The organism is Kitasatospora cheerisanensis KCTC 2395 (genome assembly GCF_000696185.1).
Taxonomy (GTDB): domain Bacteria; phylum Actinomycetota; class Actinomycetes; order Streptomycetales; family Streptomycetaceae; genus Kitasatospora; species Kitasatospora cheerisanensis.
The window spans coordinates 6,016,221-6,028,376 of sequence record NZ_KK853997.1; the positions used below are offsets into that span (position 1 = coordinate 6,016,221).

Annotated in this window: 11 protein-coding genes; 9 read left to right on the top strand and 2 right to left on the bottom strand. The window is 74.4% G+C overall.

All coding sequences use genetic code 11. The annotated features are described in order from the left end of the window. The first annotated feature begins 85 nt into the window (after positions 1–85). The 9 genes from KCH_RS27145 to KCH_RS27185 all read left to right on the top strand — a co-directional run bounded on the left by KCH_RS27145 (position 86) and on the right by KCH_RS27185 (position 10,413). The gene (locus KCH_RS27145) at positions 86–709 is read left to right on the top strand and encodes an NUDIX domain-containing protein (protein WP_035867297.1); all 624 of its coding nucleotides are present in this window, start codon (positions 86–88) and stop codon (positions 707–709) included. Positions 710–1,060: 351 nt separating this feature from the next. After that, positions 1,061–3,172, top strand: coding sequence for a hypothetical protein (locus KCH_RS27150; RefSeq protein ID WP_157032203.1), 2,112 nt, complete (start codon positions 1,061–1,063; stop codon positions 3,170–3,172). 2 nt (positions 3,173–3,174) lie between these two features. Continuing rightward, a complete protein-coding gene (gene ald / locus KCH_RS27155; RefSeq protein WP_035867300.1) occupies positions 3,175–4,290 on the top strand; it encodes an alanine dehydrogenase in 1,116 nt (371 codons plus the stop codon). Positions 4,291–4,738: 448 nt separating this feature from the next. Then, complete coding sequence (locus tag KCH_RS27160; protein ID WP_035867306.1) at positions 4,739–5,800, top strand: ParA family protein; 1,062 nt, start codon at positions 4,739–4,741, stop codon at positions 5,798–5,800. Positions 5,801–5,841: 41 nt separating this feature from the next. Continuing rightward, positions 5,842–6,297, top strand: coding sequence for a hypothetical protein (locus tag KCH_RS27165; protein WP_051654052.1), 456 nt, complete (start codon positions 5,842–5,844; stop codon positions 6,295–6,297). A 114-nt stretch (positions 6,298–6,411) separates the two neighbouring features. Beyond that, positions 6,412–7,212, top strand: coding sequence for a segregation and condensation protein A (locus KCH_RS27170; RefSeq protein WP_035867311.1), 801 nt, complete (start codon positions 6,412–6,414; stop codon positions 7,210–7,212). 227 nt (positions 7,213–7,439) lie between these two features. Beyond that, positions 7,440–8,042 carry an SMC-Scp complex subunit ScpB gene (gene scpB / locus KCH_RS27175; protein ID WP_244305704.1) on the top strand — a complete coding sequence of 201 codons (603 nt, stop codon included), beginning with the start codon at positions 7,440–7,442 and terminating at the stop codon, positions 8,040–8,042. After that, the gene (locus KCH_RS27180; protein ID WP_035867314.1) at positions 8,035–9,228 is read left to right on the top strand and encodes a pseudouridine synthase; all 1,194 of its coding nucleotides are present in this window, start codon (positions 8,035–8,037) and stop codon (positions 9,226–9,228) included. Before scpB ends, KCH_RS27180 begins: the two co-directional genes overlap by 8 nt. 207 nt (positions 9,229–9,435) lie before the next feature. Continuing rightward, on the top strand, positions 9,436–10,413 hold the full coding sequence (locus KCH_RS27185; RefSeq protein ID WP_035873977.1) for a helix-turn-helix domain-containing protein: 978 nt from the start codon (positions 9,436–9,438) through the stop codon (positions 10,411–10,413). A gap of 37 nt (positions 10,414–10,450) precedes the next feature. Here KCH_RS27185 and KCH_RS27190 read toward each other — a convergent pair whose 3' ends face one another. Together KCH_RS27190 and KCH_RS27195 are read right to left on the bottom strand one after the other, a co-directional pair. Next, positions 10,451–10,813, bottom strand: a complete 363-nt coding sequence (locus tag KCH_RS27190; RefSeq protein ID WP_035867318.1) for a DUF952 domain-containing protein — start codon at positions 10,811–10,813, stop codon at positions 10,451–10,453. A 43-nt stretch (positions 10,814–10,856) separates the two neighbouring features. After that, on the bottom strand, positions 10,857–12,156 hold a 1,300-nt coding region (locus tag KCH_RS27195; RefSeq protein WP_035867320.1), incomplete at its 5' end, for a DUF4139 domain-containing protein.

The window sequence follows — 12,156 nt, forward strand, 5'->3', positions numbered from 1 at the left end:
TTCGCTCCGGGGCGGGCGGCTTCGGCGTGTCGGGGGCGTCCCGTCCGGTAGATTGCGTCTAACTGACGAGAAGGGGTGGTGTCCGATGACCGGGATGCGCGACGTGGCCGAGGAGTGGGACGTCCGGGACGGGCACACGCCCTTCCAGGGCCGGATGACCGGCATGCGCAGCGAACAGGTCCGCATGCCCGACGGCAGCTGGGCCCAGCGCGACTACCAGATCCACCCCGGCTCGGTCGCCGTCCTCGCCGTCGACCAGCAGGCCCGCGTCCTCGTGCTGCGCCAGTACCGGCACCCCGTCCGGCACCGGCTCTGGGAACTGCCGGCGGGGCTGCTCGACGTGCCCGGCGAGAACCCGCTGCACGCGGCGCAGCGGGAACTCTTCGAAGAGGCCTACTGCAAGGCCGGGCAGTGGCGCGTCCTGGTCGACTTCTACACCTCGCCCGGCGGCAGCGACGAGGCCCTGCGGCTGTTCCTCGCCACCGACCTGTCCGAGGCCGAGGGGGAGCGCTACGCCGCGCACGGCGAAGAACTCGAACTCGAATCCTCCTGGGTTCCGCTCGAACAGCTCGTCGACCTGGTCCTGGCCGGCGAACTCCACAACCCCACCCTGGTCACCGGCACCCTCGCCCTGCACACCGCGCTCGCCCGCGGCGGCGTCGACGCCCTCCGCCCCGCCGACGCCCCCTGGCCGGCCCGGCCGTTCTGAGCGGCGCGCTCCGCGCGGGAGCGGAAGGTGGGCTGAGCGGGGCGGATCCCGGCCGTGCCGCCTCGCGCGGGGGCGGGAGTTGACGGGCGGCGCCGGCTTCCGCTTCGCGGGGAACAGGGGGCGTTCCGGCCTGCGGCGGCAGCGTGCTCCGGCCCGTCGAGGGCGGCGTGCTTCGTGCGGGGGAGGGTGTCGGCGTCCTCCGTTCGGCTGGGCCGGGGGTTGGGCCGGGGGGTGGTGTGGGGGTTGGCGGGACCGGGTGTCTCGGCGGGGCGGGGTGGTCGAACTACGCTTCGCGGACAGGGCTCGGTGTGCGGGTCCGGGGCGCTGGGCGACGGGTCGGGAGTGGCGCGGGTGGCGAAGGAAGCGGCGGCCGGGATCTTCGACGCGTTGCCGGCGGGCGCCCGGCCGTTCGGCGGGCGGGTGGCGGAGCTGGCGGCGCTGACGGTGGCCGCGGCCGGCCCGCGCCGGGGCGGGCCGGCTGCTGGTGCTGGCGGGCCGGCCGGGTCGGGCCGTACCGCGCTGGCGGTGCAGTGGGCGCGCAGCGTCGCGGAGCAGTACCCGGACGGGTTGCTGTACGCGCGGCTGTCGGCGCCGGACGGGACCAGGGTGGGGCCGGGGCGGGCGGCCCGGATGCTGCTGGACCAGTTCGGTGAGCGGCCGGGCGTCGCGCTGCTGCCCGGCGCCGCCGAGGAGGACCCGGCGTGCGAGGCGCTGCGCGAGGCCCTCGGTCCGCGGCGGGCGCTGCTGCTGCTGGACGACGTCCGGGACGCCGGGCAGGTGTGGCCGCTGCTGGCGGAGAAGACCGAGTCGGTGCTGCTGGCGACCACTGCGGGGCCGCTGACGGGGATCGAGGGCATCGATCCGGTGATCCTCGGGGGCCTGGAGCACCGGGCGGCGGTCGAGCTGCTGACCGCACTGGTCGGCGGCACCCGGATCTCCTGCGACCCGGTCGGCGCGGCGGAGCTCGCCGAGGCGTGCGCGAACCGTCCGGCGGCGTTGCGGCTGGCCGCGGGCTGGTTGCGGACCGAGCCGCGGCTGGCGGTGACCGAGGCGGCGGCCCGGCTGCGGCAGTCGCCGGAGCAGGTGCGGGAGCGCTCCCGCGCCGTGGTGGAGGGGCCGGAGCGGCCGGAGACGGTGCCGGTGGTGGAGGGGGATCCGCTGCGGGGCGCGTTCGAGCCCGCGTACCGGCGGCTGCCGGCGGCGCGGGCGCGGCTGCTGCGGCTGTGCACGCTCGCGCCGGGCCAGCGGGTGGACCTGCGGACGGCGTCCGCGCTGGTGGGCTGTCCGGCGCCGGAGGCCGGGGCGGGGCTGGCCGCGCTGGCCGAGCTGGAGCTGCTGGAACGGGAGCCGGCGGCGGCCGACGGCACCGAGCGCTACCGGGTGCCGGGGCGGCTGTACGGGCGGCTGGTGGAGCTGCGCGCCGAGGCGGACCGGCCGTCCGAGCTGGAGCTGGCCCGGGCCCGGCTGCTGGAGCGCCTGGTGCGGCTGGTCGACTCGGCGCGGCTGCTGCTGGATCCGGCGGCCGGGCCGAACCCGGACCCGCTGCCGGGCCCGCTGCGGCTGCGGTCGGCCGCGCACGCCGGGCAGTGGCTGCTGGGGGAGCGCGAGCACCTGCTGGCCGCGGTCGCGGACGCCGTCGGCCAGGGCGACCTGGACGGCACCGCGGGCCGCCTGGTGGCGGCCCTGCTGCGGGCGCTGCCGCTGACCGGCGAGGCGGCGCCGGCCGACCTGCACGCGCTGCACGAGTCGGTGCTGAAGGTGGCCGAGCGGCAGGGCGCACCGCGCCGGGCCGCGGCCGCGCTGCTCAACCTCGGCGACCTGCAGGCCGAGGCGGGGCGCTGGGAGCAGGCCGCGGAGCGCTACCGCCGGGCCGTGGACCTGTCCCGGGGGCGGGCGACGAGAGCGGCTGCGCCCGCGCGCTGGAGGGCGTGGGCCACTGCCACCGGGCGCTCGGCGACCCGTTGCGCGCCGCGGACGCGTACGGGCGGGCGCTGGTGCTGCGGCAGGCGGTCGGCGACCAGGCGGCGGAGGCGCGGCTGCTGGTGCGGGCGGCGGAGGCGCACACCGCGCTGCGGCGCTTCGAGGAGGCGCTGCGGGAGTACCGGTCGGCGGCGGCGGTGCTGCGGCGGACCGGCGACGCGGACGGTGAGCGGCAGGTCGCGGCGCTCGCCGCGCGGCTCCAGGAGCACCTCGGCCGGGAGGGACTTCGTCCACTTTCGGAGTAGTGTCTTGAGTGCGGGGTTTGCCCCGCAATATGGCCTCAGGAGGCGTGCAAGCCTACGAACCTGCCAATGGGTCGAGCTGATTTGTTCGCTTTGGAAGGCTGACACGCCGCCTGGGCTTCATTACAATCGAACTCAGTCGCGCATGGATCTATGCACCGGTTGCCCCGTTGTGCCCGTCGTGTGCGTCCCCGCCGGTCTTCCCCCGGTAGGAATCCCCCATGGCAAGAGGACGTGTTAGCCGTGAAGGTCGGCATCCCCCGCGAGGTCAAGAACCACGAGTACCGCGTGGCCATCACGCCTGCCGGTGTGCATGAGCTGGTCCGCAACGGACACGAGGTCGTCATCGAGGACAACGCCGGTGTCGGCTCCTCGATCCCCAACGAGGAGTACGTGGCCGCCGGTGCGACCATCCTCCCCACCGCCGACGAGGTGTGGGCCGCGGCCGACATGATCCTCAAGGTGAAGGAGCCCATCGCGTCGGAGTACCACCGACTGCGCAAGGGCCAGACCCTCTTCACCTACCTGCACCTGGCCGCCGACCGCGCCGGCACCGACGCGCTGGTCGCGTCCGGCACCACCGCGATCGCGTACGAGACCGTGCAGCTGCCGAACGGCGCGCTGCCGCTGCTCGCCCCGATGTCCGAGGTCGCGGGCCGGCTGGCCCCGCAGGTCGGCTCCTACCACCTGATGCGCCCGACCGGCGGCCGCGGCGTGCTGCCCGGCGGCGTGCCCGGCACCCACCCGGCCAAGGCCGTCGTCATCGGCGGTGGCGTCTCCGGCTGGCACGCGGCCACCATCGCCATCGGCATGGGCTACGACGTGACCCTGCTGGACCGCGACATCAACAAGCTGCGCGAGGCCGACAAGGTCTTCGGCAACAAGATCAAGGCGATCGTCTCCAACTCCTTCGAGCTGGAGAAGGCCGTCGTCGAGGCCGACCTGGTCATCGGCGCCGTGCTGATCCCGGGCGCCAAGGCCCCGAAGCTCGTCACCAACGAGCTGGTCTCCCGCATGAAGCCGGGCTCCGTGCTCGTCGACATCGCCATCGACCAGGGCGGCTGCTTCGAGGACTCGCACCCGACCACGCACGCCGAGCCGACCTTCCAGGTCCACAACTCGGTCTTCTACTGCGTGGCGAACATGCCGGGCGCCGTCCCGAACACCTCCACCTACGCCCTCACCAACGCCACCCTGCCGTACGTGGTGGAGCTGGCGAACCGTGGCTGGAAGGAGGCGCTGCGCCGCGACGCCGCGCTCGCCAAGGGCCTGAACGTGCACGAGGGCCAGATCACCTTCCCGGCCGTCGCCGAGGCCTTCGGCCTGGAGTCGGTCTCGCTGGAGAGCGTCCTCGCCTGACGCCCCCTCACCTGCTGTCGCCCCCGGCCGTCCTCCCCTTTCGGCCGGGGGCTTCGGCATGCCCGTAACGGCCCGGGGCGTCCTCGGGGTGTCCACGGGCGGTCAATTCCGGTGCGGTTTGTCACCCGCTCTGTCGACAAGGACACCTGACGCCCCCTCATGGCCCGCCGCCTGCGAGGAAACGTTAGGGTCATGTCTTGACACGGGGTGGGTGACCGGCCGACACCAGCAGCCCACTACCGTGGATTGTGTTGCTGCGAATGCCCGAAACGGCCTAGAGTCGCAAACCGTTGGCATGCTGCCACGCTGACGAATCGACATAGAGTCCTGGATGTCCAAGGAGGTAAGACGACTTGTGAATGAGTCGACATTTGCTCCCGGGGGTGGTCAGCCAGGACTGGCGGAGCTCTCCGCCGGGCAGCCGAACGAGGAAGCCCGGCACTCCACGGTGGGCGCGCAGGAGGTCGGCTCGGTCGCGGTCCGCACCTTCGAGGCCCGCCAGAGCGCGGCGACAGCCGCCACCGACTACGACGCCGACTTCGCGGCGTACGGACTGGCCTACAACGAGCTCGGCTACGGGCCCTACGACGACCCGGACGCCGAGTACGAGCCCGATCCCGAGTACGCCGCCACGCTGGCCCCCGACGCGGCCCGCCAGCGCCGCGAGCGGGTCGGACCGACCGGCCGGCCGCTGCCGTACTTCCCGATCCCCGCGCCGATCGCCGAACACGGCCCCGCGCAGATCATCGCGATGTGCAACCAGAAGGGCGGAGTCGGCAAGACCACCTCCACCATCAACCTGGGCGCCGCACTCGCCGAGTACGGCCGCCGGGTCCTGCTGGTGGACTTCGACCCGCAGGGCGCGCTCTCCGTCGGCCTCGGCGTCAACCCGATGGAACTCGACGTCACGGTCTACAACCTGCTCATGGAGCGGGGTCTGACGGCCGATGAGGTCCTGCTGAAGACCGCCATCCCCGGCATGGACCTGCTGCCGTCCAACATCGACCTGTCCGCCGCCGAGGTGCAGCTGGTCAGCGAGGTCGCCCGCGAGTCCGCGCTGGCCCGCGCGCTCAAGCCGCTGCTGCCCGACTACGACTACGTCATCATCGACTGCCAGCCCTCGCTGGGCCTGCTGACGGTCAATGCCCTGACGGCCGCTCACAGCGTCATCGTGCCGCTGGAGTGCGAGTTCTTCGCGCTGCGCGGCGTCGCGCTGCTCACCGAGACCATCGAGAAGGTCTGCGAGCGGCTCAACCCCGAACTGCGCCTGGACGGCATCCTCGCCACCATGTACGACTCCCGCACCGTGCACTCGCGCGAGGTGCTGGCCCGGGTCGTCGAGGCGTTCGGCGAGCACGTCTTCCACACCGTCATCGGACGGACCGTCAGGTTCCCCGAGACCACCGTGGCCGGCGAGCCGATCACCACGTACGCCACCAACTCGGTCGGCGCCGCCGCCTACCGCCAGCTCGCCAGGGAGGTGCTCGACCGGTGCCGCCCCGTCGAGTGAGTCTCCCGGGGGCCGACGAACTGTTCCGGGCGACCGGCGGAATGGCCCTGTCGCCCTCGCTCGCGCGAAACGGGAACGGCTCCGGCGGCGCGCCCTCCGGGGCGGCGCAGGAACCCCCGAAGGCGAACGAGGGCGGGGCCGGGACGGGCCGCACGGCGGACGTCCCGGCGGCCCGGCCGGAGCCCCAGACTGCCCCTGCGGGGCGCGCGGAGGACCCCGCAGAGGCAGCACGACGGGCGGCGGCGACCACGACGGTGCGCGGCCGCGGGCGGGCCCGGCGCCCGTCCGGGCGGGAACGGCACGACGAGAAGATCACCGTGTACGTGTCCGCCGAGGAACTGATGGACCTGGAGCACGCGCGGCTGGTGCTGCGCGGCGAGCACGGGCTCGCGGTGGACCGCGGGCGGGTGGTGCGCGAGGCGATCTCGGTGGTGCTCGCGGACCTGGAGCAGCGGGGCGAGGCGTCGATCCTGGTGCGAAGGCTGCGCGGGCGCTGACGGCGGGGCGCGTCCAGGTGCGCGTCACTGCCCGGGCCGCGATCGCGGCGCCCCCGCGCGCCCACCGGTTTCGCACCCCTCGGGCCCGGATCTCCCGTGCCAGAATCGGACGTTATGTTCCAGGTCCGGTTGGAGAACTTCGAGGGGCCGTTCGACCTGCTGCTCGGGCTGATCGCGAAGCACAGGATGGACGTCACCGAGGTGGCGCTGTCGAAGGTCACCGACGAGTTCGTGGCGCACATCCGGGCGATGGGGCCGGAGTGGGACCTGGACGCGGCGACCGAGTTCCTGGTGGTGGCGGCGACCCTGCTGGACCTGAAGGCGGCACGGCTGCTGCCGGCGGCGGAGGTCGAGGACGAGGAGGACCTGGCGCTGCTGGAGGCGCGGGACCTGCTGTTCGCGCGGCTGCTGCAGTACCGGGCGTACAAGGAAGTGGCGGGGCTGTTCGCCGAGCGCTGGGCGGCGGAGGCGGCGCGGCGGCCGCGGACGGCCGGGCTGGAGCCGGGGCACGCGGAGCTGCTGCCCGAGGTGGTGCTGACGGTCGGGCTGGAGCGGTTCGCGCAACTCGCCGCGAAGGCGTTCACGCCGAAGCCGAAGCCGGTGGTGTACGTCGACCACATCCACATGCCGCCGGTGAGCGTGCGGGAGCAGGCGGCGCTGGTGGTGGAGCGGCTGAGCGCGCTGGGGGAGGCGACCTTCGGGCGGCTGGTCGCGGACGCGGAGAACGACCTGGTGGTGGTGGCGCGGTTCCTGGCGCTGCTGGAGCTGTACCGGGAGAAGGTGCTGGCGTTCGAGCAGCCGCAGGCCCTGGAGGAGCTGGTGGTGCGCTGGGTCGCCGAGGGGGACCGGACGGTCGAGGTGACCGACGAGTTCGACCGCCCGGCGGGCGGCGGCGAGGAAGGCGGTACCCGATGACGGAGCAGCGGCCGCGGCGGACGCTCGGCCTGCCCGGGCAGGCCCGGCCCGGCGAGTGGCAGGAGTCGGCCTACCCCGACGGCGAGCGGGTGGAGCCGGTCGAGCGGGTCCTCGCCCTGCCCGAGCCGGGCCACGAACCCGTACCCGCCCCCGAGCCGGAGCCGGATCCGGAGCCCGGGGCCGGGACGGCCGGGGTGCCGCTGCGGGCGGCGCTGGAGGCGGTGCTGATGGTCGCCGACGAGCCGGTCGCGGAGGCGCACCTGGCATCGGTGCTGGAGGCGGCGCCGCGCGAAGTGGCTTCCGCGCTGCGGGAGTTGGCGGCGGAGTACACGGCGCAGGGGCGCGGGTTCGAGCTGCGGCAGGTGGCCGGCGGGTGGCGGTTCTACAGCCGGGCGGACTGCTCGGCGGCGGTGGAGCGGTTCGTGCTGGACGGGCAGCAGGCCCGGCTGACGCAGGCCGCGCTGGAGACGCTGGCGGTGGTCGCGTACCGGCAGCCGGTGTCGCGCGGGCGGGTTTCCGCGGTCCGTGGTGTGAACTGCGACGGCGTGATGCGTACCCTGGTACAGCGAGGACTGGTCGAAGAAGCCGGCACCGAGCCCGAGACCGGAGCGATCCTGTATCGGACGACGAACTACTTCCTGGAACGGATGGGGCTGCGCGGCCTGGACGAGCTGCCGGAGCTCGCGCCCTTCCTGCCCGAGGTCGACGACGTGGAAGCGGAGTCCCTGGAGGGCACGATGATCGCGCAGGCGGTCGCCGCCGCACAGGAGGGGCCGAACCAGGCCGACCGGACCCAGACGGATACGACGTACGGACATTTTGATGCGTAGCAGTGGCAACGGCAGGAACAGCGGCGGCGGTCAGGGCCGGGGTGGACAGGGCGGCCGGGGCGGCTCGTCCTACGGCCAGGGCGGCGGCCGCGGCGGGCAGTCCCGCGGCGGCGGCTCGGGCTCGTACGGCGGCGGGTCGGGCTCCTACGGGGGCGGCTCGGGCTCGTACGGCGGCGGGTCGTCGCGCGGCGGCAGCGGGCGCGAGGAGCGCCGCTACCCGGACCGGCCGCTGCGGCCGGAGGAGCGCAAGTACGACCGTCCCGAGTACGGCGGCGGCCCGAACGCGACGCCCGGGCGCGGCGCGTACGGTTCGCGCAAGCCCGGGGCGGCTCCGCGGCCGCGCCGGGACGGGCAGGGCGCGCCGGGCGACCCGCGGCGCCAGCCGCAGCGCTCCCGCGAGCTGCAGGGCCGGATCGAGGACCGGGTGCTGGCCCGGCACGAGGGCCCCGGCAAGCAGGTCGGCGAGGAGGGCGAGCGCCTGCAGAAGGTGCTGGCCCGGGCCGGCATGGGCAGCCGTCGGGCGTGCGAGGAGCTGATCGCGCAGGGCCGCGTCGAGGTCAACGGCAGGCTCGTGGTCGAGCAGGGCCTGCGGGTCGACCCGATGAAGGACGAGATCAAGGTCGACGGCCTGACCGTCGCCACCCAGTCGTACCTGTTCTTCGCGCTGAACAAGCCGGCCGGCGTGGTCTCCACCATGGAGGACCCCGAGGGCCGGCAGTGCCTGGGCGACTACGTGACCAACCGGGAGACCCGGCTGTTCCACGTCGGCCGGCTGGACACCGAGACCGAGGGCCTCATCCTGCTCACCAACCACGGCGAGCTGGCGCACCGCCTGACCCACCCCAAGTACGGCGTCACCAAGACGTACCTGGCGGCGATCCAGGGCCCGATCCCGCGCGACCTGGGCAAGCAGCTCGCCAAGGGCGTGGAGCTGGAGGACGGCTGGGCGCGGGCCGACAGCTTCAAGGTGGTCTCGAACGTCGGCAAGAACTACCTGGTCGAGGTGACCCTGCACGAGGGCCGCAAGCACATCGTGCGCCGCCTGCTGGCCGAGGTCGGCTTCCCGGTGGAGAAGCTGGTGCGCACCGCGTTCGGGCCGATCTCGCTCGGCGACCAGAAGTCGGGCTGGCTGCGCCGCCTGACCAACCCCGAGGTCGGGGCGCTGATGAACGAGGTCGGGCTGTAACGACCCGCCGAGGGAGCCCGCTCGCCGCGTCACGGCGGGCGGGCTCTCGGCGTGTACGGAGCTCTTTGCCGGTACTTGGCCAAGGCGCGCCGTGCGGCCTTGCTATCGTTCGACCCGTTGGCAGAAGATTGCCACCGAAGTTCGCCCCGACGCGTGGCGGAAGTGCGCCACCGCGTCAGGGGACGGGGCGGCGGGGGAAGGAAGCACATGCTCGACGCATTCACCGTGCTGGGCCTCGGCCGGCCCGACGGCCAGGTGTACGCCGCGCTGGTCGTCACGCCGCAGTCGACCGCCCAGGAGCTGGCCGAACAGTGCGGCCTGACGCTCGACCAGTGCCGGCAGGCCCTGGACCGGCTCGCCGAACAGGGCATGGCCACCCGCGCCCCGGTCGACCGGGAGCGCTACCTGGCGGTCGCCCCGGACGTCGCCATCGGCACCCTGATCGGCCACCGCGAGGCCGAACTGCGCTCGGCCCGCGCCGAGATGCACCGCCTGATGGACGCGTTCCGGGAGGCGTCCCGGTACACCGACCCGGCGCACTCGGTGGAGGTGCTCACCGGCGGCGAGGCGATCGCCCAGCGCCTGGAGCACCTGGTGGAATCCGGCCAGTACCAGATCCGCGGCTTCGACTGCCCGCCGTACGTCCAGGACCCGACCGTGGAGCAGCCCCGGCAGCGGGCCAAGCTCAAGGCCGGGGTGCGGATCCGGACGGTCTTCGACAAGGAGGCGATCGCCTGGCCCGGGCGGCTGGAGCAGGAGATCCTCACCGGCGTCGAGGACGGCGAGGAGGCCCGGGTCCGGCCGGTGCTGCCGATGAAGATGATGATGGCCGACGACAAGATGGCGATCATCCCGATCAGCGTCGGCGACAGCGTGCTGGACGCCGCGTACGTCATCCACCCGTCCGCGCTGCTGCAGGCCCTGGACGCGCTGTTCGAGGCCGAGTGGGAGCGGGCCGTGCCGCTGCAGACGGTGATCGGCGGCGGCGACGGGCCCGGCCCGGACTCCGACCACCTGAAGCTGCTCGGGCTGCTCGCCGCCGGCCTCACCGACGAGTCGATCGCCCGCTCGCTGGGCTGGAGCGCCCGCACCACCCAGCGCCGCCTGCAGGGCCTGATGCGCGAACTCGGGGCCACCACCCGGTTCCAGGCCGGGATGGCGGCCCGCGAGCGCGGCTGGCTGTAGGGCCCGCCCGGGCCGTGCGGCCGGGCGGGCCCGGGGCTCAGCTCCAGGGGCGCAGCGCGGCCCACGTCCCGTCCGGGCCGCGCTCCAGCTTCTCCAGGCCGACCACGGCCGTCCGGTTCAGCCGCCCGTAGATGTGCGGGAACAGCACCCCCGGGGTGCTGCCGGGAGGCGGCCCGCCGGTGGCCGCCTCCCACTTCACCATCGGTTCGACGAGCCGCTCCTCGATCAGCAGCGCCATCAGCGGATCCGGGCTGTCCCGGAAGAACAGGTTGGCGACCGCCAGCACCGTGGTCTCGTCCGGCGAGCAGTGCAGGAAGCCCTCGGTGAGCAGCGAGGCGGCGGTGTACGGCCGGCCCGGGTCGCGCAGCCAGTCGTCCAGCGGGGCGAGATGGTAGATCATGTCTCTTTTGTACCGGAGTTGACGGGCCGTCGGGAGAGGCCGCTCACAGGCCCGCCACCTTCGCGGCCGCCGACACCTCGTACACCAGCGTGACGGTGCGCCGACCGCCCGGCGGCAGCGGCACCTCCCAGCGGGCGATGCCGTCGGCGTCCAGCTCGTCCGGCGGCGGCGAGCAGCGCTCCTTGCGCAGCCGCACCTCCACCGCCGACACCTCCGACACCGGGATCCGCTCGCGGACCGTCACCACCTGCTCGGCGTCCTCGCCCGGCGCGGAGAACCGCGACAGGTGCAGGCGCACCGTGCGGGTCAGCAGGGTGCGCTGCCCGCCCAGGCCCGCACCCTCGCGGCGCTCCTCGGACTCCCGCACCACCCGCAGGCCGTCCGCCCCGCCGAACGCCAGCCGCACCGGCGCGCCCGGCGCGGTGAACTCCAGCGCGCCGCGGCCCGTGTAGCCCGAGCCGCGGACCAGGTCGACCGGGCCGGCCAGCAGCGCGTGCCCCGAGGCGTTGGCGAACGACACCACCTCCGTCACCAGCTCCGACAGCTCCGGCGCCGCCGCGAACTCGCTGCGCGCCGCGGTCTCGAACGCGCTCACCGGCACCCGGTGCGCCCGCCCGTCCGAGGGCACCGTGACCGGCTCCGCGGCCCGCAGCACCCGCACCTCGCCGCCGTCGTCCACGCCCGGCAGGCCCGGCTCCAGCGGCCCCGCGTCGGCGATCGCCTGCTCGCGCAGCTCCACCTCGACGGTCTTCTTCTCCTGCGCCGAACGCTCCCGCAGCACCAGCCGGTCCTCGGCCAGCGCCGGCGGCTCGCCCGCCGACGCGGACCGCGCCGTGGACAGCGTCAGCCGCACCCCCGACCAGTCCTCGCCGGTGCGCTGCCACACCACCGCCTCGGTCTCCAGCCGCAGCGTGCCGCCCAGCAGCTCCGCCCGGTACGCCGGACGCCACAGCGCACACGCCGTCAGATGCCCCACCCGGGCCAGGAACCGGCCCGGCGCGGCGCACTCCACCGACAGCTCCACGAACGCCAGCAGCTCGGCCGGCTCCTCCTCGGCCCGGGCCAGCGCCAGCTCGGCCTGCCCCTGAGCCACCGTCAGCTCCACCGCGCGCAGCCGCGACGCCCGCAACTGCTCGCCGTACGACTCCCGTTCGGCGTCCACCCGGTCCAACTCGCGGGACCAGCGGGCCTGTTCCAGCTCGCCGACGCCCGCGCCCTCGCCGATCTCCCGCAGCAGGTCCGCGGCCAGCTGCCCGAGCAGCGCGAGCCGGGCCTCCAGCCGCTCCTGGCGGCGCGACTCCGCGAGGTAGTCCCGTTCCAGCTCGTGCACCCGGCGGCGCAGC

What these genes read in the sequence shown, in the direction of transcription:
- KCH_RS27145 (WP_035867297.1), top strand. Translation starts at nt 86, where the DNA reads ATGACCGGGATGCGCGACGTGGCCGAGGAGTGGGACGTCCGGGACGGG.
- KCH_RS27165 (WP_051654052.1), top strand. Translation starts at nt 5,842, where the DNA reads ATGGCCCTGTCGCCCTCGCTCGCGCGAAACGGGAACGGCTCCGGCGGC.
- KCH_RS27170 (WP_035867311.1), top strand. Translation starts at nt 6,412, where the DNA reads ATGTTCCAGGTCCGGTTGGAGAACTTCGAGGGGCCGTTCGACCTGCTG.
- scpB (WP_244305704.1), top strand. Translation starts at nt 7,440, where the DNA reads ATGGTCGCCGACGAGCCGGTCGCGGAGGCGCACCTGGCATCGGTGCTG.
- KCH_RS27180 (WP_035867314.1), top strand. Translation starts at nt 8,035, where the DNA reads ATGCGTAGCAGTGGCAACGGCAGGAACAGCGGCGGCGGTCAGGGCCGG.
- KCH_RS27185 (WP_035873977.1), top strand. Translation starts at nt 9,436, where the DNA reads ATGCTCGACGCATTCACCGTGCTGGGCCTCGGCCGGCCCGACGGCCAG.
- KCH_RS27190 (WP_035867318.1), bottom strand. Translation starts at nt 10,813, where the DNA reads ATGATCTACCATCTCGCCCCGCTGGACGACTGGCTGCGCGACCCGGGC.